We start from the raw sequence: 25,251 nt of genomic DNA, 5'->3' as shown, positions 1-25,251 counted from the left end.
GGCTTCCTTCAGTTGGTGGATCATTTGCTGAGGATGGCGTCCAGCGCAACGCTTACCGCGCTGAGATGGTCTGCCATCGCTGCTTCGGCGGCCGTGGAGTCGCCCGACGCGATGGCTTCGACAATGCGAAGGTGCTCGTCATCTGAAACATGCTGGCGGTCGGCCACCATGTTCAGGGTTTCGGATTGGTGGGACAGTGCCTCGCGGATGTCCGCGACTACGCTTTCGAAGACTTTGTTGCCACTGGCGCGGGCAATGGCGGAATGGAAGCTGGCGTCGAGGGCAACCCAGGCTTCGGGATCCGATTCGCCGAGCATGGTGGAAACAAGTTCGGTGAGGTGTTCGAGATCTTCGGGGCTGCGGCGCCTTGCCGCGAGGCCGGCCGCAGGTATTTCGATGTGGGGCCGGGCCTCGTTGAGGTCCCGCGCCGAGTATTGGCCGAGGGAGAGATCGTTGGCTACGCGGTTTGCGACCACGAACGTGCCCTTGCCGGTTTTCGTGACAGTCAGGCCGAGCGCATTGCAGGAACGGAGCGCTTCGCGGATCACGGAACGGCTGACGCCATAGTGTGCCGCCAGGGCGGCCTCCGAGCTGAGCTTGGAGCCGACCTCGATGGTTCCGCCTTCAATGTCCTCGCGGATAGCACTGAAGACGGCCTCCGCGGCGCTGAAGCGGGCGAGGGGACGCGGACTGGGCACGCGCTTGGCCGCCCGGGGGACGGCGACGCTTGTGGCGGGGCCTTTGCCAACCTCTGCTTTCTGGCTGATGGTTGGTTGTCCGATGGCGGCCTGTCCATTGGCAGCCTGTCCGGCTGTCCAGCTGTCTGACAGGTTCACGGTTAAAAATATGGCACGGGTCACAGGGTGGTGTCAATGTGGGTGGTTTCGGGGGCGCGACCTTCAATCCGGGAAGCGGCGGCTCGAGCGTTGCCCACCTTCACTCCGATTAAGTCCTGCACCGGGCCCGCTTGATTCATGACCTCTCTCGTGCAGGAAAAATCGTTGATTTTGCGGGGGTCAAACGCGAGATAGTCTTAATTGTTATGAATCCCCTGGCGAAAATCCTGCGATCGCCTCGCACAGCAGAGTGACGGCGTCAAAGAGATTGTCCAACTCCAAGAAGCAACGGCATTCGTAGACGCCACGGTGAGTCGTGGACTCAACCCTACGGCTGTATTTGGTCGGAATAAGAGCCTCTACTACGAACGACTTGAAGATGCCGATTCTCTGGAACCTGAAGCGCTTGTCCGCTGGTCGACCTACGTTCTGGAAGGACTTCTGGCCGATATGAGAAAGTTGTCGATGCTCGGGATCCAGAGTTTCGTGACGGATGAACTTCTGCTGCCCGCATTACGAAGGGGGCTGGACTCAGCTCGGTTTACAGCGAATGAAGCAACGGCCCTGTTCATCGTCGCTGAAAAAGGGGAGGCTAAAGCCGCTGACTTTGAACCGGCCTTTCCGGGATCCGCTTCCGTTCGTAGCCAAAACATCCGAAAGCTCCTTGATCGAGGAGTCATAGAACCGATTGGCGACGGCAGGAGGACCTACCGCCTCCGCTTGGTACCGAGTGACCTGACGCCTTTGCTTACATGGCGCCTGGACCAGATGGGGTTCTTGCCTCAGATACTGAAGGATATCTAGTAGAGACACTTGGTCAATCCGTGACTCCGCGGGCCGACAATCCGGAGCATAATTGCATTCATGGCCAGCGGTCCGCGTATTCGTCAGGATCCCCGCAACTTTGGACTTCCGCCTGTCACGGTAGAGGTGCCACTCCTTCAGGTCGGAGCCGGGCTGGCGGACTACGAGGATCTGGGACGGTACGTCGGCGCTCTGCGGAACCCGCGGGGCTTGCACATGACGTTGTTGCACCTGGGGGTCGCGGAAGAGCTATCCCAAGATGTGGCCAGGTGGACCAAGGATGTCACCGGGTCGGAGTTGGTCCTCCGGAGGGTGGCTTCATGGCTTGACGAATTGCCTGTCCTCGATGCGTTTTCGGGAAGTTCCCAAAGGTTGATCGCACTGGGTGGCGGCGGCGTGTCCGGCTTGGACGTGGACGTACCGCAGCACGTGTTTGAATACCAGGTCTCGCTGGTCCAGGCATTGCACGAACTCCTGGACGATCTGCTGGTGGACAACATCGACGATTTCATTCTCAGTTCACCCGCCCTCGGCTTCCGCTCGCCGAGATGGTTGCCGCACGTAGCCATCGGAAGGCCAAAGGACAGGGAACGCGGACCATGGGAGATCAGTTCCTTGCCGCTCGAATTCGGCGCATCGAGAATCCGGAATAGGCAAACCCTCCCGCCAGCTCCTACCGGCTAACGAACGTCCCCGCCGGTGCTCGCTCACTTCCCGGGCCGCCTGACGAGATCATGCAGGGCTGCCCTGGTGGTTGTTCCGGTTTTCTTGAGGGATCTCGAGATGTGGTTTTCCACGGTTCGCATGCTGATGCCCAAGCGGCTGGCGATCTCGGCGTTGCTGTGGCTGCCGGCGAGTACGGCAATCTCGATCTCCCGCGCGGACAGGTGCTGGGGAAGGCCCTCCCCGGTGTCAAGGAACGGATATTCGGCGCGCAAGGGGAAGCGGGCATCAAACGAAGCGGCGAGGTCCTGGAACGGCGCAACCGGGCATGGATCCGGTTCGAGTGATTGGCGTTTGGCTGCCCCGTAAAGGAGGTTGCCGACCAACAGCACGTCGCTGTCCCGCTCGTAGTGGTCGAGGAGCTCCTCAATGAGGGGGTAGTCAGCCTTCAGGACTGCTGAAGCCAGGGCCAGGAACTGCCCGTGTGCCGTTATCCCGTACTTCCGAAAGAACCGCTTTGTCTTCTCCAAGGTCCGCGGTCCGGGGTAGAGCGAAAGCATGAACAATGATGCATATACGGCTTCGGTGATGAAACCGCGGTCCAATTGCTCCGAAATAACGCGAGCGGCAGCTTCATCGAACATCCCCGGGTTGATGTACTTGCGCGACACGAGGTCGTAGACAGCCTTGCCCGTTCCCGGCAGCGGACCTATGTCCGCAACGTCCCTGCGCGATTGCACGCCAAGCGACGGGATGTCCTTGCCGGAATCGGACAATGCGCGCAGGCCGGCGAGCCGGAGCATGGCGTCGTGAAGGTTGCTCACAAGGAAGCCCGGTCTGCCGAGGGCGAAGACGCTGCTCATCACCCAGTCCGCCTCGCGCATGAGGCCCCTTTGCACGAGTGCCAATGCGGCGACGTAACTGATGGCGACGAAGCCGAATTGGTTCAGGCTGCTCCGGGCTTCGGTTCTCTGGGTGAGGCTGTAGACCAGGGCTTCGTCGGAGCGTCCGGCAAGATGGAGCGCCAGGCCGCGGACAAAGGGGGCCATACTCGCTGATATTTCGAAGCCCTCGGCCGAATCGAGGGCCTCAAGCGCGGCCTGGGGGTCGAAGCGGTAGAGTTCCACGATGCCGCGGATCACGGGGAGGACGCCGCTTTCCGGATGTTTGCTGTCGAGCCGTTTCCACGCTTCGTCGAAGTCCGCCGGAATGCGGTCAAAGGATGCTTGGAGGTAGATCGCGAAGGCCTCGGCCTCGGCTTTCCATTCTGGTTCGGCGTCTCCTACTTCCTTGAGGATGCCCGTCACGTCCACTACTTCGGCGCCCCGGAAGATCCCCCACAGCGCCCGGGTCATCGTGAAGAAGAAGTGGTCGGCTGGATTGGCATCGGCCGTTTCGGTGTTGTTGAAGACGTATTCGATGCGTACGGGATCGATCGGTCCGCCCCAGTAGAACCGCAGGAAGGCCGCTGCGTTGGACATGTTCCTCTCGCCCTCCCACAGCCCGTAGGTTGTTTGCTCGAGGATCCGCAGTTGCTCTTGGAAATGCCGGGTTGCGGCCGTTCCGGCTCCTGCCTCGGTGCGGAGTTCGTTGAGCAGCGTGGCCACCGGTCCGGGAAAATCGGTGATGGCCTGCGACGCACTGGATTCGAGTTCCTGCGCTATGCGGTTTCCCAGCATCTTGCGGGAGGAAACTGTGTGGTGGTCGCGAAAGTAGTCGCCGATGATTGGCGGGCTGATGTCCACCCAGATGACGTTGTCCGCATCTTCCGCGGCGGCCACCAGGCCGCGCCGTTCCAACTCATCGAGGATGTCCGCTTCGATCGTCGGAGCCAGGGAAGCCGCCGGCCTCGCGCCAACCGCGGACAAGGTATGCAGTGCGGTAAGTTCGTCAGCGCTGAGCCCATGGAGCAAGGCCTCGATAGTGCTCTGCAGGTATTCGTTCCACAGTGAGTGCTTGCCGATGCTCCACTGGCCTTCGCGAAGGACAAGCCGCTTGCTGAGTTTCGCACTTTGGGCGATCCGGACCACGAGGCGCGGATTTCCAGCTGATTTCATGAGGATCAGGCTGGTCAGGTCTACGTCCGGAGGAGCCCCAAGCGTCTGGGCTAGTAGTTTGTTCACCTGGTCATAGCGCAGGGGGCTGAGCCGAATCTTCGCTTCCGGCCACCGGGCAGGCGTGAAGACCGAGGTGCGCGAGTACAGCGGCGTGTCTCCCATGGTCATCACGAGGGGCCGTTGGGTGCGTCGCTGGACGATGTCGATGACCGCGGCGGACTCCTTGTCCAGCAGGTCGATATCGTCCACCACGATCGCCTTGGCGCCGATTCGAGCCAGGCGTTCGGCCAGGACGTCGGCTACGGCCATCGGTCCGCTGAGCCTCACGCGGGCGTCCAGTCCCAGCGCTCCGATCCCGGCGAACGGCGTGTGCTGCAGGAGCAGCGCACCGGCCAAGCTGAAGACCTCAACGCCCGTCTTCTCAAAGTCGCCGATGATCGATTGCAAAACCGTTGTGCGGCCGCTTCCCGGCCCTCCCACAATCCGCACGCTGGTCCCACGGCGCGCGTACTCCAGTGCCCGGCGGGCTTCCTCCTCGAACACTCCTGGGCTCCTCACTCTTAGCGCTTGCCATCATTGAATCCCACGCGCCCCTTTTGGCGCTGTCAGGGAGTCACTCGCGACACGAAACGCTCTTTGTTCGGGGCCGGGAATCAGTACCGCAGGCCAGATATCGTGGACGTGCGCGAGACCCAAACGGATGAGGCTCACACAGTTCTCGACGCTAGGACCAAAAAAGTCCATTGAGTGGTGAAAATGCGAAAATGAGTGGCGAAAAGGCCCTGATTAGGTGGTAGGCCGCCGCAAAAACACCGGATTCACAGCACATCGCGGCGATTCGCAGGGGACGGCTATAGGTGTTGGATCCCAGCTCTCTGCATGGCATCCCGGTATGTCTCGATGTTCTTTTCCAGTAGTTCCTGCTGTTTCGCCTCGGAAAGGGCGAATGCCCTTCCACCTAGCGCGCTCGCCTTGTAGACCTTGATTCCGTTCTGCTTGAGCGCAGAATGGTAAGTCTTCTCGTAGAGTGCCAGGAAGGCTGCGGCGTCCGCCCCGTGCGCGACGACCGCGGACACCCGTGAGTTGATCTTGAGGAATTGGCGGAACGGGCGCAGCCCGTCCGTCTTTTCCTGCGCACTCAACGCTGTGGGCGATCCGGAGTCCCGCACCCACGGATATGAGTTCCACGGCATGACGTAGCGGGCGTCCAACTCGGCGGAGTCGTAGATGAGTTGGATGCGGCGGGCGGCGTCGTCTTCGTTCAGGTGCGAGACGAATCCGGACTCGGCGCCGCGGACCGGACTGGTCTGGAGGGTGATGATCCGGCATTCGTCTTCATCATGTACCGGATCGATGTACGGCACCGTGGAGCCAGGTTTCCTGGCCATGAGTTCGTCGCAGAGCTGTGTTACGGCAGCGATGTTGGGCTCTTGAAGCAGGGCTCTTTTTTCGTCCCAGTCGATGGTCACGTTCTCTCCTTCGGCAGCGCGGCGTCCAGAATCGGCGTCCCTTGCCACTTTACGCTGTCCGATTGCACTCCGCTCGCGCTCTTTTGCGTGCGGCTACTGCCTCCTGAGCCTGTCCATCTCGCGCCGGTCCTTCTTCGTGGGCCGGCCGGCGCCACGGTCGCGCTGGGGCAGTCCGAGGGCGGGCGCAACGGGCCGCTCCGGCGTGTGGTCGGTGAAGCAGTGGGATGCGGCTTCGGCGCCTACCCTCTTGGCGATGAGCCGGCGGACTTCTAGGATGCGTTCGAAGCCCGGTTGGCGGACACGGACGGTGTCGCCGATGATCACCGTTTGGGAAGCCTTGACGGGGTTTCCGTTGATCCTGACATGTCCGGCCCGGCACGCGGTGGTAGCGGCGGAGCGCGTCTTGTAGGCCCGGATGGCCCACAACCAAGCGTCGATGCGGACGGTACTGGGGGCAGACGGGAGGCTAGTCATGATTGCGAATGAGTATAGTCCGACGGCGGCTGCCGGAGCGGGCGTTCGAAGCCGCGCCTTACCGCCGTCGAAGTTCCGCGAACTCAAGGTGCGGCACAACGGTTCCGGCGTCACGTTCAAGGAAGTTGGTGCCGGGGGCGACGATCTCGTCGATGGCGTCCAGCACGGCGTTTTCAAGGATCACGTCCGCTGCCTTGAGGTAATCGACCAAGTGTTCCTCGGTGCGCGGGCCGATGATCACGCTGCTGACCGAAGGGTGGTTCAGTGCGAAGCCCACCGCCAGTTGGATGAGTGTGAGTCCGTGCCGTTCGGCCAGGCGGGCGAGGGCTTCGGCGGCGAGGAGCTTGTCCCTGTTGTACGGGGCTGAAACGTCGAACCGCCCGGGAACGGCGGAGGCGCGCGAGCTCGCGGGTTGCGGCGCCCCGACGCGGTAGTTCCCGGCGAGCCAGCCGCCGTCGAGCGGTCCGTAGCTGAGCACGCCGAGGTTGTACTGCTGCGTAATCGCGAAGACGTCCCGTTCATTCGCGCGGACCAGGAGCGAATATGGCACCTGATCGACCACCGGGGGTATGAGGTGGTTGGTGGTGGCGATCCATTGCGCCTCCACGAGTTGCGACGGCGTGAACACCGACGTTCCATAGTACAGGATCTTGCCTTGGCGGATGAGGTCGTTGAGCGCGGTGATGGTTTCCAGCACGTCAGTGTTGTAGTCCGGGCGGTGCGCTTGGTAGAGGTCGATCCTGTCCGTCTGCAAGCGCTGCAGGCTGCCTTCCACGGCTTTCATGATCCATCGCCTGGAATTTCCCGCATGGGCGGGATTCGGCCCCATTTGTCCATGGAACTTGGTGGACAGGAAAACCTCGTCGCGGCGGCCGTGCAAGGCCTGGCCGACAATGGCCTCGGCCTCTCCTTGGGAATAGATATCCGCAGTGTCGATGCTCGTGATGCCGGCGTCGAGCGCTGCGTGGACTATGCGGACGCTTTCCTCGGCGCCGGACGGCGCCGTACCTGTCCCGAAGTTCAAGGTGCCCAGTGTCAAGGGGCTGATCAGGGCGCCTGTGCGTCCCAGGGTTCGAAGCTCGCTCAGGCTCATCTCCGGCTTCCTTCGTGGTGAATCAAGGATGTGCAATGGATTGACACGACGCTACACATGTCGCCGCCATGACACTGGAAAAGCGTACAAATTCTTCGCTTTTCGTATTGCGGAGTAATGAAAAGCGAGAATGACGGATTATGAATTGACATCCATCGACACGCGAATACACAAATATTGCCCTTGCGCCAAGGGGATGAATTAGTAGAAAGGCAGGCACGAATCTACAGAGAAAGGAAACCGCCATGACCCAGGCAACGGTGGACGGAGCCGCTTCGATCAAGCAGGCATTCGCGCAATTTCCCTCAGGAGTTGCGGCCTTCAGCGCCATGGTGGGCTTCGTGCCGGAAGCGCTCGTCGCGTCGAGCTTCACGGTAGGCGTCTCGCTGGAGCCGCCGTTGGTCATGTTCGCGGTGCGGAATTCCTCCACTACCTGGCCCAAGCTGCGGCGCGCCCAGCGGTTGGGAGTCTCCATCCTGGCCCAGGGCCAGGAGGATGTGTGCCTCCAGCTTTCTTCGCGGTCGCAGGACCGCTTCGCCGGCCTTGCGACATCCACGAGCGACGCCGGTGCGGTGCTGATCGAGGGCGCGGCGCTCGCGCTTGAATGCGAAGTGGTTTCCGAAACGCCGGCCGGCGACCACTCGATTGTGGTCCTCGAAGTGAAGGCAACCGAGATCAACCACGACGCCGAGCCGCTCATCTACCATGGGGCGGGATTCAGGCAGCTCGCCGCGTAGCTGCCTCCCGCTACGGGCGGGGGCGGCCGCCGATGCCCGCGGCTTGCTTCCCGGACGCCGGGGCGCTCCCGTGCGGGCCAGTCGCAGCGTGCTCGCGGACATCCCGCGGAAGCCGGTCAGATGGGTTTGGGGCATCGGAAGCGTTCGGGGCGTCTGGCCGGGAGGCGGCGGGGTGTTCTACAGCAGCTTCCCCGGCACGCGCGGCTGCCCGGGCGTCGGCTTCAGCGACGGCGGCGGCCCACTTGCTGTTCAAGACGTGCGGGTCCTTCGCAGCGACCAGCAGCGGATGCTCTTTGGCCTGACTGGTGGCCACCGATGTGGCCGTGGATGCAAGGCCGGCGCCGATCTCGGCGGGCTTGGGCCACGTCCGCGGATCAACCACCGACTTCCAGCGGACGTTCCGGATGGAAGCCCAGCCGGCTGACCACACAACTTTCGCGGTCGCGAAGAAGCCCGGACGCCGTTTCCCGGGAAGGGAAGCTGCGGACTCGGCGTAGCCGGCCTCCGGCAACCATTCGTCCACCCCGTCCACCCCGTCCTGCCTGGCCGGCTTGCGCCGCGGCCTCGGAGGAAGGTGCACAATCGGGTCGGTCTCGCGTTTCGGGTACACCCCCACCATGGCAAGCAGGATGATCGAAACCAGCTTCGCGATGCCGGCCAGGACCAGGGTGATGGCCACCAATATGCCCAAGCCGATGAACATGATGAAGGCCAGCCCGAGCGTACCGAAAAACGTCAGGTTGAGGCCTAGCGTTGCTGGATCCTCCACGTAGCCTCCCTGAGCCGGAGTTGTAGGGTGGGCCGCGACCGATGGTCCGCGGGCATGTCTACTAGCCTACGGTCGAAAGGTGGACGAATCAGCCGCGAGCCTCCCTCCCGCCGAGGTTGTTTCAAAGCTGTTATCTGGTGTGACAAAATTTGTTAGCCACGTCTCATTCGTCGTCTCCGGAGAGGGCCGCATGCCACTCGATCCCGACCGTCTCCGCAACGGTGCCTGCCCTTGCCTGTCCGGCGAACAATACTCGGAATGCTGCGGACGTTTCCACCGCGGCGAGGCTCAGGCGCCCACTGCCGAGCAGCTGATGCGCTCGCGTTATTCGGCCTTCGTTGTCCTCGACGCCGACTACCTCCTGCGGACGTGGCACCCGGACACGCGCCCCGCCAGCCTGGACGTGGACCCCGGCATTGAATGGCGTCGTTTGGACATTCTGGCGACCCAACGCGGCGGCCCCTTGGACGCGGAAGGCACGGTCGAATTCGCGGCGCATTTCCGTTCCGACGGCGGACGCGGAGTGCAGCGCGAAACAAGCCGTTTCCTGCGTATTGACCGCCGCTGGTATTACCTCGACGGCGAGGTCAGCTAGCCCGACGCATTATCGGTATTTCCGGTGGACGCTTTCTTTCGAAGAAGCGCCGGGTGAGGCGTCGGCAATCCACGGACCGGTGCCCTCCGATTGATCGAGCACTCCGGCCTCGAGCCACGCGTAGTCCCCGGCCAGGACATTCGCGGACAACTCGCGGTCGGCGTCGTCGGTGTTCCGCCACAGTTTCTCGAAGTAGTCGTCAACCCGCAGCCGGGCCTGTTCGCAATACGCTTCGGCGAGTTCGTAGGCGGCCGCGCCTTGTTCCGGGGCTGTCCGCAAGAGCATCTCGGCCCGCGAGCAACACGCCGCCATGGCGAAGAGTTCGGCACCGATATCCACGATCCTGCCCAGGAACGCCTGCTTGTACTCGAGCTTTCCTTGCCAGCGGCCCATACCGTAAAACGTCTGGCGCGCGAGCTTCCGCGACGCCCGTTCGACGTACCGCAGTTGCTTCGCGAGCCGCCCGAACTCGCTGTAGGACCGCGGATCCAATCCAGCTCCCGCAACCAGCTTCGGTAGCCATTTCGCGTAGAAGCTTGAGGCCCCGACGGCGGCACGCGCCTTCTCCTGCAGCGTCGCGTCCACGGAAGCGAGTTCGCCCGCTGCCGCGAGGTGGGCGTCGACGGCTTCGCGGGCGATGAGCAGCCGCATGATTTCGGACGACCCCTCGAAGATCCGGTTGATGCGCAAGTCCCGCAGCAATTGTTCGGCCGCCACGGCACGCTCGCCGCGGGCTTCCAAGGATTCGGCCGTCTCGAATCCGCGCCCGCCACGGATCTGGACGAGTTCGTCCGCCACCAGGCAGCTCAGCTCCGTGGACCAAAGCTTTGCCAGGGCGGCCTCGATCCTCACGTCCTTTTGCCCGGCGTCGGCCATTTCGGCGGAAAGCTCGAACACCGCCTCGAGTGCGAACGTCGTAGCCGCGATAAAGGCGATCTTCTTCGCGACTGCTTCGTGTTTGCCGACCGGCCGCCCCCATTGGGTCCGGGCGTTCGACCATTCGCGGGCGATCTTCAGCGACCATTTGCCGGCCGCGACGCATAGTCCGGGAATGGAAAGACGGCCCGTATTGAGCGTGGTGAGCGCGATCTTGAGGCCTTGCCCTTCGCGGCCGAGCCGGTTGGCCGCCGGAACCCGGACCTGGTGGAAGCGCGTGACTCCGTTCTCGATTCCGCGCAGGCCCATGAAAGCGTTGCGGTTCTCCACGGTGATGCCGGGCGAGTTCATCTCCACCACGAACGCGGTAATTCCACCCTTTTCCTGGGTTCCGTCGGGGTTGGAGTGGGCGGGGACAACCGCCATAACCACTACCAGTTCGGCGATCACACCGTTGGTGGTCCAAAGTTTCACGCCGTCCAAAAGGTAGGATCCGCCGTCGTCAGTGGGCGTCGCGGTGCAGCCCATCCGGGCGGGGTCGCTTCCGACGTCGGGCTCCGTCAGCAGGAACGCGGTAATGGCGCCGCGGGCGCAACGGGGCAAGTATTCCTGTTTCTGCTCCGGCGTGCCGAAGACCTTGACCGGTTCCGGGACGCCGATCGATTGGTGCGCCGAGATCAGGGCGCCGAGGCTTGGGTGGACCGATCCCAGGAGCGCCAAGGCGCGGCCGTAATAGACGAGCGATAGCCCCAGGCCGCCGTATTCCCGCGGAATCTTCATGCCGAAAACGCCCAGTTCGGCCAAAGAGGCAAGGTATTCGTCGGGAATCCGGGCCTCGCGCTCGATGACCCGGCCGGACATAGTGGTGCAGAACTCCCGCAGTTTCGCCATGAAGGCTTCGCCACGCTCAACATCAGCATCCCTGGCCTGGGGCCAGGGATGAATGAGTCCAAGATCAAAATTGCCGAGGTAAAGGCCTTTCGCGAAGCTCGGCCGGGTCCATTCTGTTTCGCGGGCCGCTTCGGCGACGGCGCGTGCTTCCGCCGCGGTGGCGCCGCTGCTCTTGTTCTCTGTGGCAGACGTCATGGGAAGGCTCCTCTTGCCGGTTGTGCCGGCTCGGGCCCGGGGTCCGCCTCGGGTGGTGGACCCTTCAGCTGTCCCTCAATGCTACTCGCGGGTAGGTTCCTGTGCTAGGGGCCGTTTGGGCCGGGAACTCGACCGGCAGTTCCACCTTCCCGGCGTGGTGTACCAACTGGTCCCATGCGAAGTTGATCCCGTGGACCAGCCCGCCCAGCACGGTCTTTACGGTGTACCACGCCAGGCTTCCGGCGCCTACCATCGCCAGGGCGGCCATGGCCGCCACGGTGATAAATGCCGCAATTATCAGGCCGAACACCAAGGTTCCTATGAACACGTAGGTGTTGATGTCCAAGTTCGTCAGATCCAACTGCATTGGGTCCCCTCCGCAACGCTGCCAAAGATCGACGCCGGATGGTGGCGTCGGTGAGATGACACTACGGGCGGCGTCGCCGCTTCAACCACCCGCAACACGGGCATGGCGGCCGTTGATATGGGATCGAAACCATACCCGCAGGTAGGTCACGGAAGGGTTGCGGTGCGCCCTGCGTTAACCTTGTACGGGGCAGTTTTCGGGATTTCCGCTGCCAAGAAATTTCTGCGGCAGCTGAAGGAGAGTAAGTGTCCCGCTCAGCGATGTCCTCCGCCGATGCCATTAACGCACGCCTCAGGGATCTCGAACTCCTGACCAAAGGCCCGGCCTGGGCGCTCACTCGATCGGCGCCGTGGGTCATCGCGGTGCTGCAAGCGTCCTTTACCCGGACGAAACCGCAGCTTCCGCTCGAAGAGTTCCATGCCGACGTCGACGCTTTCCTTGAGCAGCTCCGGAAGCAGGATCCTTCGCTTGGCGGGCAGGCAAGCGGCAAGGCTTTCGCGGACGAGTGGACCCGCAAGCAATTCCTGACCCGCCGCAGCCAGTCCGGCCAGATCGTCTACGAAATCACCGAGGCGGCCGCGCGCGTGCTGGCCTTCCTGGACAGCCTCTCCAGCGAACGCTCCACCCTCAACGGTTCCCGGCTCGGAACGCTGCTGGGCGACGTCGAAAAGCTCGCCAACGAGACCAACCCGGACCAAAGCGCCCGCCTCGAATCGCTCGAAGACGAAATCCAGGAACGCCAACAATTGATCGAGGACATCACGTCCGGCGATTTCGACGGCCTGCTTGACGATGAGGAAGCCGTCGAAGCCGCGGGGAACATCCTCGACCTCGCCGCGAGCTTGCCTGCCGATTACAAGAAGATGCGTGACCGCATCGAGGAACTGGTGGGCGAACTGCGCAACCAGATCATCGAAGAATCACTCAGCAAGGGCGCCACCATGGCTCAAGTCCTGGACGCTGACAAGCGCCTGCGCCAAAGCCCGGAAGGCCGTACCTTCCGGTCATTCGCGGCGTTCCTCGAGGATCCGCAGCAGCAATTGCGCTTCCGCTCGGCGATCGGCGACGTGTTGAGCCGCCAGTTCGCCGATGAACTCAGCCAAGAGGACAGGGAAACGCTCAAGAACCTCGTGGCGGAACTTCGAGCGCAACATAGCCAGATCCAGCGCATCTACGGCAAGTTGTCCGAAAGCCTCAACAACTACATCCAAAGCGACGACATCCGCCAGTCGGTCAGGCTCCGGCAGGTCCTGCGCGAAGCCGAACAAGCCATCCGGTCCATGCCTTACGAACGCGACAGGCCCGGCCTTGTGCGGGGTCCGGTGCTTTTCAATGCGGGATTCGAATCGCTGGCCATGGTCAAGCTTTTCGACCCGGACGAGTTTGCGGCGCCGCCCAAATTGGCCGATCCCATCGCGTTCAGCGATTCGGACCGCGTTCGTTCGCTGCGCTCCGCGAAAGCAAAGCCCGACGTCGTGCGCTCGGCCATGGCGGGTGCGGCCACTTTGGCGGGAGCCTGGGCGAACCTGCCCGAGGAGGAACGGCACATCAATACCGTCCGCGCCCTCCTGTCCGAGGCGCTGCACAGCGGAGCGGCGTTCGACCGCGCCGCCTGGGAGGACCTCGACTTCGAACAAATCGATGGCAGTTCCCGCACCGCGTACCTGCCTCTTGTGACGTTGCCTTCAAGTGATGCTAAGGATTCCGATGACTGACGCCCCCCACCCCACGGAGCATGCTCCTTCTTCGGAGGAAGGAGTGGACATAACGGAATATGTCCACGCTGAGGCGTCCAACAATGCGCATGTCCACAGTGATCCGTTCCGCGTCACGCCCCGCGACACGTTCGTCGACGGCGCGGCGCTCTTCCCTGGCGACACGGGTGTGCTCCCCATGAAGGTCCGGCAAGCCCTCGTGAGGCTCCTTAAGGGCCCGTATGTCGACGGCGGCCGCGACGAGAAACTCTGGACCACGCTCCTGGACAACCAGGTCATCCTCCGCAGCCGGCTTTCCGAGCTGTTCCTGAACCTGCAGCTGGACCACGAACGGAAGATCGCGGTGTTGCGGCCCGTCGATCCGGAGGCGATCGGCGGCAGTGCCCGCTCGAGCATCCTGCGTCAGCAGCGCTCCTTGAGCAGGGTGGAGACCATCGTGCTGCTCCGTTTGCGGCTTCTCCTGGACCGCCACGTCACGGCCCAGACGGATCCGGTGATCACCCGCGAGGAAATCGCCGAACTCGTGGCGCACTACCAGCCGTCCGGCCAACAAGATGCCTTGCGCGATGCCGACGTCGTCAACCGCACGGTCACCAAGCTCCTTGCCCGCCAACTGCTCCTCGCCACGGGGATCGAGGACACTTTCGCCATTTCCAGGGCGCTTCCGCTCGCTCTCCCGTTCGAGAACATCGGAGACATCCCCGCCCAGATCGAGGCGCTCGTGGCCGTCGCAAGCGACGAATCGGGCACGGAACCCCTCATCGAACTAACAGAAACAGACGACGACGGCGACGCCAACTCCGACGACGCTGCCTCCGACGTGGATGACGCGTTTGGCGACGACACCCCCGCCGCAGCAGCCGATGCCGCCCAGGGAGTGGCATCGGGCCTATCGGAGCCGGACGGCCTGCTGCTTGCAGCGGTGCCGTCCGGCGAAGGGGCGGGGGCGGCATCGGCTGCGGAGGCAAAGGCGACCACAACTGACGCAACCACGAAGAACGCAACCGAGACGGAGGCAGCCAAGTGACCATCGCAACCATGTTGCCTATCGGCGAACTCACCAATCCCGGCCAGATGCGCCTGGTCTTGGTCCAAGTTGTGAACTGGGGTACGTTCCACGGAGCCCACACGATGCATGTGGATCGTAACGGGACGCTGCTGACGGGTAACTCGGGCGTGGGCAAGTCGACCTTGTTCGATGCCATGCTCCGGGTGTTCGATGCGAGGCCGCGCTCCAACGAAGCCGCGGCCCAGCGGGCGGGCGGGGCTGTGGAGGACAAGAGGACCACGTTCACGTACATGCGTGGAAAAGTCGGCGACAAAGCCGTGGGTGAAGGATCGGCGAGTGCCTTCCAGCGCCCGGGTGCCACGTGGTCCGCCGTCGCGCTCACGTTCGACAACGCCGCCGGCACCAAGGTGACGATTTCGGCCCTGTTCGACCTTCCCAAGAACGGCACGGAGTCCAGCGTCGGCCGTTTCTACCTGATCGACAACAAGCCCTTGGATCTGGGCGCGATCGAGGGCATCGCCGAGAAGCGCTTCACCAAGGGGGCGTTGGAAACGATTTTCCCGGACGCCCAGGTGTTCGATGTCCACAAGGCGTTCGCGGAACGGTTCCGCCGGCTCCTGGGCATCAACTCGGACCAGGCGCTCCCGCTCCTCCGGGTGATCCAGGCGGGCAAGGGACTTGGTGGGAGCGTCAACACGTTTTTCCGCGACCAAGTGTTGGATGCCCCCGCGACGTTGGCCGCAGCAGATGATGTTGTGGAGGAGTTCAGCAACCTGATGTCCATCAGGCAGCGGCTCGAGGACGTCCGCCAGCAGCGCGACCAGCTCGCTCCGGTGCCCGCGATGAACAAGGAGTATGCCCAGTCCTTGCTCGAGGCGAACCGGCTCCGCGAGCTCAGCGGCGAGGAATTCGACGCCTACAAGCAACAGCTTTCCGTGACGGTGCATGCCAAGACCTTGACCCGTTTCAAGGAACTTGCGCAGCAAAAGGCCAAGGAACTGGGTGCCGAGCGCGCAGTCCGGGACGCCTTGGCCAAGGAATTGCGCCAACTTGAATCGGATTACAACAACCAGGGCGGCAACGCCATCTCGGCGATCGAGCAATCGCTCGACAACGCGCGGGTGGGACTCAAACTCCGCCAGCAAGTCGAGGAAGCTGCGCGCCAAGCATTGCTCGACGCCGGACTCACCCTTGAGTGGACGGCGGAAGGTTGGGAGCAAGCCCACGAACAAGCCGCGAACCGCTCGGACGAGCTCAAGGACGACTCTGAAGCACTGAGGGAACTTCGCTTCGAGGCATTCGATGCCCACGCCACCAAGAAGCGCGAGCTCGCCGCAGCCCAGCAGGAGCTCGTCTCGTTGCGGACGCGCAAGTCCCTCCTGCCGCCGTCGAGCATTGAAAACCGGGCCGCGATCGCGGCCGCCACGGGCGTTCCGGAAGAGCGCATGCCTTTCGGCGGCGAGTTGATCGACCTCGCCGAGGGGGAGGAGCAGTGGCGGCCCGCCGCCGAGCGGGCGCTGCGGAACCTCGCCACCACCCTGCTCGTCCCCGGAGAGCACTTCGCTGCCGTCACGCGCTACCTGAACGACAACACTGTGCGCGGAGCGCTGCGGGCGATCGACGTGTCGAAGCCGCTCGCGGGCGGCGCCCTCGCTGTGGAGGACGTGTCCGACGGCGATTTGCTGACGAAGTTGAACATCCTCACCGCCGGGATCAACGCCGATGCGGGGGAGTGGATCCGTGAGCGGATCGCCCTCGATTTCGCCTATCCGTGCGTCGAGGATCCGGACGAGCTCGCGAAGCTGGACAAGGGTTTGAGCCTGGGTGGCGTCGTCAAGCGCAACAGGCACACGGTGGAGAAGGACGACCGCTTCACGAGCCGCCAGGACTATGTCCTCGGTTTCGACAATGCCTTCAAGCTGGAACTCGTCGCGGCGAAGGTCGGCGAACTCGAAAACGAGCTGGAGAAGGCCGCCCAGCTGGCACAGAGCCGCGAAGACTCGCACCAGGGCATGACGCGCCAACTTGAGGCGCTTCGCCGCATCGCCGAAGACGAGCGCGGTTGGGACCAGGTTTCCGCCGCGGTGGCCGCGGACGAACTCGCGAAGATCGAGCAGCGCCTCAAGGACGCCTTGGCAGCGCAAGCGGACCTTGAACCTTTGCGGGCGAACATCGAGGCCGTTCGCGAAAAGCACCAGTCCTCCACAGGATCGGCGGCCGTTCTGCAGAGCGAATACAAGACGCTCGACCAGCAGATGACCACGGCTGACGCGCTCCTCGATGCCGCGCGCACCCGCCTGGACCAGGCGCCGCCGTCGGACGCTACCGTCACCGCGCTCGAACCGTACTTCAGCGCATTCGGTGAAGTATCGGAACTGCACGAACTCGACAGCCTCGCAGCCGAGGTCCGGAGCAAGCTCTTCGCGGAGTTGCACGCCGCCGAATCCCGCGGGCAGGCGCTGGCCGAACGGTTGACGCGCGTTTTCGAAGGTTTCGTCCGCGAATGGGGAACGGCGATCTCAGCAGACCACGGCACGTCGATCGGCGCCGCGGGCGAGTTCGAATCGCGCTACCACCAGATCGTGAGCGAGGGGCTGCCGGCCCAGGAAGCCGAATTCCGGCAATTCTTCAACCAGCGCACGCACGAATCATTCAGCACGCTGTTGCACTTGCTGGACGAGGAACGACGCGCCATTACCAGCCGCATCCTGCCGCTCAACGGGATCTTGTCCGAGGTCAATTTCCATGAGGGCAGTTTCCTGGAACTCGACATCAAGCAGACACTTCCCGCCACGGCGAAACAGTTCAAGGACGCCATCCATAACGCCTTGAAGGCGCGCCACACGCGGCCATCCCGGGCGGCCGGCGCGGCTTCGACAGGCGAAGGGGACGACGACGTCGAACTCACCAACCGCTACAAGTCGCTCGAAACCCTGGTCAAGAGGCTCGGATCGCAAACGCCGGAGGACCGGCGCTGGCGTGCGGAGGTCCTGGACGTGCGGGGCCACCTGTTCATCCAGTGCAAGGAGCACCGCTCCATCCAGGGTCCCCGCGGCGGAACCAAGACCGAGGTCTACATGCACGCCGACACCGGCTCGATGTCCGGTGGCGAGCGGCAGCGCTTCACCGCGTTCATCATGGCCGCGGCGCTGAGCTACCAGCTGGGCATCGCGGAACAAGGTTTCACGAGTTACGGGACCGTGATGATGGATGAGGCATTTGTCCTGGCGTCGGAAGAGTTCGCCGGCGCGGGCATCAAGGCACTGCACGAATTCGGCTTCCAATTGCTTTTGGCGGCACCGGAAAACGTGATCGACTTGTCCCGGCACCTTGGCTCGGTCACCGAAATCCTGCGCGACAAACGAACCAACCGCTCCGGCGTGCTCACCGCACCCGTCATTGGCGGTCCCGGTGTGCCCGGCGAATGGCGGTCCGAAGCCAACCCGGTGGACATCGTCCTCCGCTAGCTTCTGGGCAGCCGCCGCAGGCGCCTACTTCCCTTGGACCCTCAGGAGGAATTGGGCCGTCCGGGACTGTAGTCCGGCGACTTGGCGGATCACGACGGCGGCCGGGTCCGGATTGATGTCATTGACCGGAGGCTCTTTGCGCACGTTGGTGCAGCAGCCGAAATCCGCGCAGATCAGTGTCCCCACCGTGTTGCCGTCGCGACCCGATTGGCCGGCGCGCTTGGCTACCCAGAGATAGACGTCATCTTTGGAAAACACGTCGCGGCAAAGCTCGCACAAGACTGACCGCTTCTTGCCCGAGCCTCCTTCGGGTGCGCGCAGCATGATTCCCGTGAGGGCGCCGTCGTGTGGAACCACAAGATAGCCCCGCAATGGCATCTTTTCGTCGCGCCAGCCGAGGAACTCGAGGTTTTCCCAGTCGAGGGCATCAAAGTCCTTGGGGAGGTTGAGCTTGGCAGCCTCTGAGCGGCTCGCGTTGATGAAGGACGAACGGATTTGTTGGGCGGTAATTTTCTGCACGGCGAAGTTCTTTCGAATCGTTGGAGCTGGCGAAGGGATCTACGCGGGCGTCTGGCGATCCGGGCACAACAAAGGAACCCCTTGATGTGCCTCTTGCGTGGGGCAGTGCGGGTTAAGAGTCCGAACTGCGGAAAAGGATGGCCGACGCGAGGGGAGCTGCAAAGCAGGCCAAAGCGGCCACCTCGCCAACCATGGCATCGCCGTTTTGTATAGGGCGCATGCTCATCCTCTCGTTCCTTGCTATTTCGACTCCGGTGCTATTCGAACCAGCCGGTTCTGTCATCTTCGCAAAAGCCGCGCCCGCTGTCCAAAGGACTGTGCAACTGCCTCCAGCTCACAAGGGCAGGGCAGACCGGCCTGTGGCCGGGTTTAGCGGGCGACGGCGGCCAACGGCGCGGTACTTGACCTCACGACCAGCGACGGCGGAACGAGGGTGTGGGTGCGTAGCCCCTCGAGAGCGGCGGCGGCGGCTTCGACGGCGGCGGCCGCGATCGCGTCCGGGTCTTGCCGGACGCTCGTGAGCTGGACGTGCGCGAGTGCGGCCAGCCGGGAATCGTCGTACCCGACAACCGAGAGCTCGGCCGGAACAGCCGTCCCGGCTGTGTCGAGCTCGTGAAGGAACCCTAAAGCCGCGTCGTCGTTAAAAACCACGACGGCGGTGGGCAGCTCGGGCGCGGGGCGCCCGGCCCGGAGGGCGAGCAATTCGCGGGCCGCTTTCATCCCGTCCGTTTCACCCTGTCCGCCGGGAATGACGAGCGGCTGCACGCCCTCGTCCGCCATGAGTTGTTCGTAGGCGAGTTTCCGCGCCTCGGCACCTGCTGCCGTGCCGCCGTCGACGTGGGCAATCCAGGTATGCCCGAGCCCGCGCAAATGCTCGACGGCCAATGCGATTCCGGCGGCCTCGTCCGTCGCGGCGCTCGAGAGGCGCGGGTCGGTGTGCGGTTCCAGCACCGACACGACGGGTGCCGGCTGGGCGGCAAGCACGTCGGAGGGGGACGCCGGGCCGAGGACCAGCAGCGCTTCCACTCCCAGGTCCAGGAGCGAGCGGATGGCCTCGCCCTCCGAGCGGCGATGCCCCCGTGCGCTGAGGGTGATGTCGTATCCGAGGGCGGCAGCCGCCGGATACAGGGCTTCGAGGATCTCCGTGTGGAACGGGCCGTCGACGTCGAAGACAACGCCCAGCAGCCGGCTACGGGAACTGCGTAGCAGCCGGGCCCGCGCGTCCGGGCGGTAGCCAAGCTGCGCGGCGGCAGCGAGGACCCGCTCACGGGTCGCGTCGCTCGCGCCCGGAACACCACGGATCACAATCGAAACCAGCGCACGAGAAACCCCCGCTTCCGCGGCGACATCCGCCAAGGTGGGGCGCTTGACCATGAGATACCTCCTTCGACACTCTCCCACAACTCTACTGGAACGTTCTAGACAATCAGGCATGTGTCGTGCGACACTCAATACATCTTCACTAGAACGTTCTAGTCTTGTTTTGAGAGGACCCCGTCATGACTTACCTTCCCGTCGCGTCTGCCCGGCCCGAGCCGGTGCGCATCGGCCTCATCGGAGCGGGCTGGATGGGCGCTTTCCACGCCCGCAGCCTCGCCCTTCGCATCCCGGGCGCAGCCCTCGTCGCGATCGCCGATCCTGCCACTGCCGCAGCCGAGGAGCTCGCCGCCGAGCTCGGCGTGGCCCTGGTGACCGCGGATCCCGCTGACCTGTTCGCCGATCCGGAGATCGACGCCGTCGTCATCGCCGGGCCGGCCCGCTTCCACGCACAGCTTTCGATCGACGCCGCCCGCGCCGGCAAGCATGTCTTCTGCGAGAAGCCGGGCGCGCTGAGCCTCGAGGAGCTTGCCCGGGTCGAGGAAGCCGTCGCCGCAGCGGGGGTGCACTGGCAGATCGGCTTCAACCGCCGCTACGCCACCGATTTCCTGGCGGCCCGCCGCGACGTCGCGGCCGGCACTGTCGGAACGCCGCAACTCCTGCGCTCCCTGACCCGCGACCCCGGCACCGGCAGCATCCCACACGCCGCCAAGATCCCGCAAGGAACGATTTTCCTTGAAACCCTCATCCACGATTTCGACGCCCTCAACTGGTTCAACCCGGGCGCCGAACCCGTGAGCGTCCACGTCACCGCCGACGCCCTCGTCGAACCGTCCTTCAAGGACGCAGGCTTCCTGGACACCGCCGTCGTGACGCTCCGCTACTCGAACGGTGCCATCGCCGTCGCGGAAGCCAACTTCTCCGCGCTCTACGGCTATGACGTGCGCGGCGAGGTCTTCGGTTCCGCCGGCATGGTCCAAGCCGGACGCGCCACCGAAACCGCAGCAGTGCGTTACGGTGCCGCGGGGCTTTCGGCCGAAACCCCGCGCCTGAACATCGAATTGTTCCACGACGCCTACACCGACGAGCTCGCAGACTTCGCCGAGCACGTCCGCTCCCGCCGCGAGGGCACCGCAGTGCCCGACCACGGCGTGCCCCTCACCCCGGGACTGGAAGACGCGCGGCGCGCCCTCGCGATCGCCCTGGCCTGCATCGAATCGGCCCACACCGGCGCCACCACCGCCATCGTCGGCGCCTCCGTCGCCGAGGCCCGCGCATGAGGCTCGCCGTCTGCGCCGAGATGGTCTTCACGGACCTGCCCTTCGTCGAAAGGGTCAGCCGTATCCACGAGGCCGGTTTCGACGTCGAACTTTGGGACTCCCGCAGCAAGGACATCGCGGCGCTCAAGGCCACCGGCGCCCGGTTCTCCTCCATGACCGGCTACTCCGCAGGATCGCTCGTGGAACCGGACACCGCGGACCTCGTGGTGAGCACCGCCGAAGCCCTCATCCCCACAGCGCTGGAGCTCGGCGTCGAACGCCTTGTGGTGCACTCGGCCGAACTTGTCGACGGCAAGGCTGCCCGTCCGCACCTGCGTCCGGACGGCACGATGTGGCTCACGGCTGCGCGTACGCTCGAACGCCTCGGCGAGCTCGGGGAACGCCACGGGCTCACATTCTGCCTGGAAAACCTCAACACGGTCCTTGACCACCCGGGCATCCCGCTCGCCCGCGCGAAGGACACCCTCGCGCTGGCACGCGCCGTCGACCACCCCAACGCCCGGCTCATGCTGGACCTCTACCACGCCCAGATCGGCGAGGGGAACCTCATCGAGCTCGTCCGCGAGGCACTCCCGTGGATCGGCGAGATCCAGGTCGCCGACGTTCCCGGCCGCTGTGAACCCGGAACCGGGGAGATCAACTACGCCGCAGTGCACCGCGCCCTCGCCGACGCCGGCTACGCCGGCACCGTCGGCCTGGAAGCCTACGCCTCCGGAGACTCCGACGACGCACTCAAAGCCTTCCGGGCGGCGTTCGAAGGCTAGACGGCGGCCACTCGCTGCTCCGGTGCCCGGGGGCCGGAATTAATTACGCAATGTAAATGTTTCGTAATTGATTGAAGGGTAGGCTAGCCTTACTTAGGTTTGCATCACTTACCTAAGGAGTCTCGTGGCTTCCCTCCACCCTCGCCGGGCACTGCTCAAGTCCGCCGGAGCAGCAACTGCCGCCCTGGCCGCCGTCGTACTTTCCCATTCCGCTTGCTCAACCGGGTCCACCGCCAGCAGCGCCGCGACTCCGGCTTCGGCCGGCCAATTCCCTGTCACCATCAAGAACGTCTTTGGTGAGACCACCATCAAGTCGCAACCACAACGCGTGGTCACCGTCTCGTGGGTCAATGACGACGTCGCGTTGGCGCTCGGCGTGGTTCCCGTCGGCGTCCCGAAGAACGCTTGGGGCAACAACGGCAAGGGCTCCACCCCCTGGAAGGACGCCGCGCTCGAGAAGCTGGGTGCGGGCTTCGGCACACCCAAAGCTCCGGTCCAATACTCGGAGGCCGACGGCATCAACTTCACCGAGATCGCCAAGCTCGCACCGGACGTCATCCTCGCCGCGTACTCGGGACTCAACGAAGCCGACTACAAGAAGCTCTCCGAAATCGCGCCGGTGGTGGCGCAGCCCGAGTTCGCCTATGGAACACCGTGGCAAGACGCAACCACCATCATCGGAAAGGCGCTGGGCAAGGAAACCGAGGCCGCGAAGCTCGTCTCGGACACTGAAGCCACCATCAAGGACAAGGTAGCCGCGTTCCCGCAACTCGTCGGAAAGACCTTCATCTACGGCAACCTCGAACCGGCCAAGGGCGACGGCGTCAACGTCTACACGGCGAACGACAACCGCCCGCGCTTCCTCTCCGAAATCGGCATGAAGCTCGCGCCCGTGGTGGAGGACGCCAGCAAGGGCTCCAAGGAATTCTTCGTTCCATGGTCAGCCGAGAAGGCCAACGAACTCTCCTCGGATGTGTTCGTCACGTGGGTTCCGGATTCCAAGACCACGGACCAGATCAAGGCCGACCCCCTGTTGGGCCAGATCCCCGCGATCAAGAAGGGCGCCTTGGTGGCCGATTCGGACAACACCCTCACCTTGGCGATTTCCGCTTCGTCTCCGCTGAGCCTGCCGTGGGCGATGGACATGTTCCTTCCCCAGCTGGCCAAGGGCGCCGACGCGGCCGCCAAGTAGGCGGCAACCCACCATGACAAAACGCACGACGACGGCAGGCCCACCCCGGTCTTCAGGAACCACACGCGAAATGGCAGATCATGCCGTTAAAAGCGCAACCAATCGGCATCTCCTGCCAACTCGCGCGAATGCCGGGGTGGTTGCCGTCGTCGTGCTTGCGGTCGCATGCGCGGCCTCGCTCACGATCGGTGCCCGGGACATGTCCCTCGGAACGGTGTGGCAGGCACTCACCACATTCAACCCCGACGACGGCAACCACGCCGTAGTGCACACGCGTATTCCCCGCACGGTGCTCGGCCTGGTGGCGGGTGCGGCACTGGGACTCGCCGGAGCCGCCATGCAGGGGGTGTCCCGCAACCCGCTCGCCGACCCGGGAATCATGGGCGTCAATGCCGGCGCCGCCCTCGCCGTAGTCACCGGAATTTACTTGTTCGGGATTTCGGGGGCGAGCGGCTACATTTGGTTCGCCTTCGTCGGCGCTGGGGCGGCCGCCGTCGTCGTCTATTTGATTGCCGCGATAGGCCGCGAAGGCGCGACGCCGGTCAAGCTCGCGCTCGCGGGCGCCGCGCTAAGTGCCGGCCTGTACTCCCTCATGAACGTCATCCTGGTGTCGAGCCAAGACACCCTGGACCGTTTCCGGTTCTGGCAGGTTGGTGGAATCGCGGGCAGCGACTGGTCGGTAATCCTGACCGGGTTGCCGTTCCTGTCAGTCGGTGCGTTGATCGTGTTGGGCAGCGCCAGGACGCTCAATGGCCTGGCCCTTGGTGACGATGCTGCCCGCGGGCTCGGCCAGAACGTCGCCTTGGCCCGCGGGGTGACTTCCCTGGGGATCGTGTTGCTGTGCGGATCCGCCACGGCTTTGGCTGGTCCGATCGGATTCGTTGGACTCGTGGTGCCGCACGCCGTGCGCTTCTTCACCGGGCCGGACTACCGCTGGATCCTGCCGTTTTCCATGGTCCTCGCGCCGGCGCTCCTGCTGGCGTCGGACGTGGTGGGCCGCGTTGTGCTGCTGCCCAGCGAGGTTCCCGCGGGCATCATGACGGCGATCGTCGGCGCTCCCGTCTTCGTGTGGCTTGTGCGCAGGGGAAAGGGAGCTTCGCTATGAACCCGCGCAACCGGACCGCGCTCCTTGCCGCCGTCGTCGGTGTCCTCTTCGCGGTGGCGGTGCTCCTCGGGAGTTACACAGTGACCGTCCCCGATTTCTTCAAGATCGTCGTGGCCCAATTGACCAGCGGAGACAAGATCCCCGGTGCGAGCTTCATTGTCATGGAAAACAAGCTGCCGCGCGCGGTGCTCGCGGCCCTTGTCGGCATCGCATTCGGCCTCTCCGGCGGGCTCTTCCAAACCATGCTCCGCAACCCCCTGGCGAGCCCGGATGCGATCGGGATCAGCTACGGGGCAAGCGCCTCGGCAGTCCTCGCGATTGTCGTTTTCGGCGCGTCGGGCCTGGCGGTCTCGGCGTCCGCCCTGGTTGGGGCCATCGGCGTCGCACTGGTCATTTACGCCATTTCGCGGGGGACGGGCAGCCGGGGCGCAGGCGTCCGTGGCGGGAACGCGGCCGGCAACCGGCTGGTCCTCGCCGGGGTGGGCATCGCCGCCGCATTGGGGGCAGTGGTGAACTTCCTCATGACGCGGGCCGATATCCGGACCGCCTCTGAAGCCCTCATTTGGCTCAACGGATCGTTGAATCCGGCCAATTGGGAGCGAGTGGGAATCCTGTTGGCCTCCCTCGCCGTCCTCGTCCCCGCGCTGGTGCTCCTCGCGAGGCCGCTTCGCATGCTGGAGTTGGGCGACGACGTCGCGGCCGGACTGGGAATCCGGGTCAACGCGGTGCGATTCGCCCTGGTGATCACTGCCGTCGCGCTCGCGGCGGTGGCGACGGCGGCTGCCGGGCCGGTTGCCTTCGTCGCCTTTCTTGCCGGGCCGATCGCGCGCCGGATCGTCGGGCGTCCCAGCCTTCCGGCGTCGGCGTTCACGGGCGCCGCGATTGTGCTCGCGTCCGACTACCTCGCGTACAACGTGGCACCCCTGGTCCTGGCCGGCACGGTCCTGCCGGTCGGTGTCATCACCGGAGCCCTCGGAGCCCCGTTCCTGTTGTGGCTCCTTATGACCTCAAACCGAGTCACGTCCAACCGAGTCACGTCCAATTGAAAGGAAGCTTG

Annotated in this window: 21 protein-coding genes and 1 pseudogene; 12 read left to right on the top strand and 10 right to left on the bottom strand. The window is 64.2% G+C overall.

The genetic code is table 11. The annotated features are described in order from the left end of the window. Window positions 1-20 precede the first annotated feature (20 nt). On the bottom strand, window positions 21-698 hold the full coding sequence (locus ABCW42_RS19055; protein WP_423184951.1) for a FadR/GntR family transcriptional regulator: 678 nt from the start codon (window positions 696-698) through the stop codon (window positions 21-23). A gap of 447 nt (window positions 699-1,145) precedes the next feature. Between ABCW42_RS19055 and ABCW42_RS19050 the strand changes: the two genes are divergently transcribed. Continuing rightward, window positions 1,146-1,640 (top strand): hypothetical protein, encoded by a 495-nt coding sequence (locus ABCW42_RS19050; RefSeq protein ID WP_423182656.1) that lies wholly within the window; start codon window positions 1,146-1,148, stop codon window positions 1,638-1,640. Between the two features lie 60 nt (window positions 1,641-1,700). Next, window positions 1,701-2,324, top strand: a complete 624-nt coding sequence (locus tag ABCW42_RS19045) for a hypothetical protein (RefSeq protein WP_423182655.1) — start codon at window positions 1,701-1,703, stop codon at window positions 2,322-2,324. A 23-nt stretch (window positions 2,325-2,347) separates the two neighbouring features. Here the strand turns inward: ABCW42_RS19045 and ABCW42_RS19040 are convergent, their stop codons facing one another. From ABCW42_RS19040 to ABCW42_RS19025, 4 genes are all read right to left on the bottom strand, one after another. Next, on the bottom strand, window positions 2,348-4,903 hold the full coding sequence (locus ABCW42_RS19040) for a LuxR C-terminal-related transcriptional regulator (RefSeq protein WP_423182654.1): 2,556 nt from the start codon (window positions 4,901-4,903) through the stop codon (window positions 2,348-2,350). Window positions 4,904-5,211: 308 nt separating this feature from the next. Next, the gene (locus tag ABCW42_RS19035; RefSeq protein ID WP_423182653.1) at window positions 5,212-5,829 is read right to left on the bottom strand and encodes a uracil-DNA glycosylase; all 618 of its coding nucleotides are present in this window, start codon (window positions 5,827-5,829) and stop codon (window positions 5,212-5,214) included. A gap of 93 nt (window positions 5,830-5,922) precedes the next feature. Next, a complete protein-coding gene (locus tag ABCW42_RS19030; protein ID WP_423182652.1) occupies window positions 5,923-6,303 on the bottom strand; it encodes an RNA-binding S4 domain-containing protein in 381 nt (126 codons plus the stop codon). A 58-nt stretch (window positions 6,304-6,361) separates the two neighbouring features. After that, window positions 6,362-7,396, bottom strand: a complete 1,035-nt coding sequence (locus ABCW42_RS19025; protein WP_423182651.1) for an aldo/keto reductase — start codon at window positions 7,394-7,396, stop codon at window positions 6,362-6,364. 245 nt (window positions 7,397-7,641) lie between these two features. Between ABCW42_RS19025 and ABCW42_RS19020 the strand changes: the two genes are divergently transcribed. Beyond that, complete coding sequence (locus tag ABCW42_RS19020; protein ID WP_423182650.1) at window positions 7,642-8,133, top strand: flavin reductase family protein; 492 nt, start codon at window positions 7,642-7,644, stop codon at window positions 8,131-8,133. Between the two features lie 10 nt (window positions 8,134-8,143). Here the strand turns inward: ABCW42_RS19020 and ABCW42_RS19015 are convergent, their stop codons facing one another. Further along, on the bottom strand, window positions 8,144-8,902 hold the full coding sequence (locus ABCW42_RS19015) for a hypothetical protein (RefSeq protein ID WP_423182649.1): 759 nt from the start codon (window positions 8,900-8,902) through the stop codon (window positions 8,144-8,146). A 190-nt stretch (window positions 8,903-9,092) separates the two neighbouring features. Here ABCW42_RS19015 and ABCW42_RS19010 point away from each other — a divergent pair, with 190 nt between their 5' ends. Next, window positions 9,093-9,497 (top strand): YchJ family protein, encoded by a 405-nt coding sequence (locus ABCW42_RS19010; protein ID WP_423182648.1) that lies wholly within the window; start codon window positions 9,093-9,095, stop codon window positions 9,495-9,497. A gap of 9 nt (window positions 9,498-9,506) precedes the next feature. On the opposite strand, the gene ABCW42_RS19005 is transcribed toward ABCW42_RS19010, so the two are convergent. Together ABCW42_RS19005 and ABCW42_RS19000 are read right to left on the bottom strand one after the other, a co-directional pair. Then, window positions 9,507-11,459 (bottom strand): acyl-CoA dehydrogenase family protein, encoded by a 1,953-nt coding sequence (locus tag ABCW42_RS19005; protein ID WP_423182647.1) that lies wholly within the window; start codon window positions 11,457-11,459, stop codon window positions 9,507-9,509. Between the two features lie 64 nt (window positions 11,460-11,523). Continuing rightward, window positions 11,524-11,826: a hypothetical protein gene (locus ABCW42_RS19000; protein WP_423182646.1), complete on the bottom strand. Its 303-nt coding sequence runs from the start codon at window positions 11,824-11,826 to the stop codon at window positions 11,524-11,526. Window positions 11,827-12,071: 245 nt separating this feature from the next. On the opposite strand from ABCW42_RS19000, the gene ABCW42_RS18995 reads away from it, so the two are divergent. The 3 genes and pseudogenes from ABCW42_RS18995 to ABCW42_RS18985 all read left to right on the top strand — a co-directional run bounded on the left by ABCW42_RS18995 (window position 12,072) and on the right by ABCW42_RS18985 (window position 18,017). Continuing rightward, on the top strand, window positions 12,072-13,541 hold the full coding sequence (locus tag ABCW42_RS18995; protein ID WP_423182645.1) for a DUF3375 family protein: 1,470 nt from the start codon (window positions 12,072-12,074) through the stop codon (window positions 13,539-13,541). Then, window positions 13,534-14,397 (top strand): annotated as a pseudogene (locus ABCW42_RS18990) (DUF4194 domain-containing protein); the annotation flags it as partial. The gene ABCW42_RS18995 and the pseudogene ABCW42_RS18990, both read left to right, overlap by 8 nt. 167 nt (window positions 14,398-14,564) lie before the next feature. Continuing rightward, window positions 14,565-18,017, top strand: coding sequence for an ATP-binding protein (locus tag ABCW42_RS18985; RefSeq protein WP_423182644.1), 3,453 nt, complete (start codon window positions 14,565-14,567; stop codon window positions 18,015-18,017). 24 nt (window positions 18,018-18,041) lie between these two features. Here ABCW42_RS18985 and ABCW42_RS18980 read toward each other — a convergent pair whose 3' ends face one another. Then, window positions 18,042-18,536: an FBP domain-containing protein gene (locus tag ABCW42_RS18980; RefSeq protein ID WP_423182643.1), complete on the bottom strand. Its 495-nt coding sequence runs from the start codon at window positions 18,534-18,536 to the stop codon at window positions 18,042-18,044. Window positions 18,537-18,905: 369 nt separating this feature from the next. After that, window positions 18,906-19,910 carry a LacI family DNA-binding transcriptional regulator gene (locus tag ABCW42_RS18975; protein WP_423182642.1) on the bottom strand — a complete coding sequence of 335 codons (1,005 nt, stop codon included), beginning with the start codon at window positions 19,908-19,910 and terminating at the stop codon, window positions 18,906-18,908. Between the two features lie 125 nt (window positions 19,911-20,035). On the opposite strand from ABCW42_RS18975, the gene ABCW42_RS18970 reads away from it, so the two are divergent. The 5 genes from ABCW42_RS18970 to ABCW42_RS18950 all read left to right on the top strand — a co-directional run bounded on the left by ABCW42_RS18970 (window position 20,036) and on the right by ABCW42_RS18950 (window position 25,240). Beyond that, entirely contained in the window at window positions 20,036-21,133 is a 1,098-nt protein-coding gene (locus tag ABCW42_RS18970; protein WP_423182641.1) for a Gfo/Idh/MocA family oxidoreductase, read from the top strand. After that, entirely contained in the window at window positions 21,130-21,897 is a 768-nt protein-coding gene (locus ABCW42_RS18965) for a TIM barrel protein (RefSeq protein WP_423182640.1), read from the top strand. The genes ABCW42_RS18970 and ABCW42_RS18965 overlap by 4 nt, the downstream gene beginning before the upstream one ends. Before the next feature lie 124 nt (window positions 21,898-22,021). Beyond that, the gene (locus ABCW42_RS18960; RefSeq protein WP_423182639.1) at window positions 22,022-23,089 is read left to right on the top strand and encodes an iron-siderophore ABC transporter substrate-binding protein; all 1,068 of its coding nucleotides are present in this window, start codon (window positions 22,022-22,024) and stop codon (window positions 23,087-23,089) included. Window positions 23,090-23,159: 70 nt separating this feature from the next. Beyond that, window positions 23,160-24,194, top strand: a complete 1,035-nt coding sequence (locus ABCW42_RS18955) for a FecCD family ABC transporter permease (protein WP_423182638.1) — start codon at window positions 23,160-23,162, stop codon at window positions 24,192-24,194. After that, window positions 24,191-25,240 (top strand): FecCD family ABC transporter permease, encoded by a 1,050-nt coding sequence (locus ABCW42_RS18950; protein ID WP_423182637.1) that lies wholly within the window; start codon window positions 24,191-24,193, stop codon window positions 25,238-25,240. Before ABCW42_RS18955 ends, ABCW42_RS18950 begins: the two co-directional genes overlap by 4 nt. Window positions 25,241-25,251 lie beyond the last annotated feature (11 nt).

Source organism: Arthrobacter sp. NyZ413 (genome assembly GCF_049390645.1).
Taxonomy (GTDB): domain Bacteria; phylum Actinomycetota; class Actinomycetes; order Actinomycetales; family Micrococcaceae; genus Arthrobacter.
This window is presented reverse-complemented; position numbering and strand designations above follow the sequence as displayed.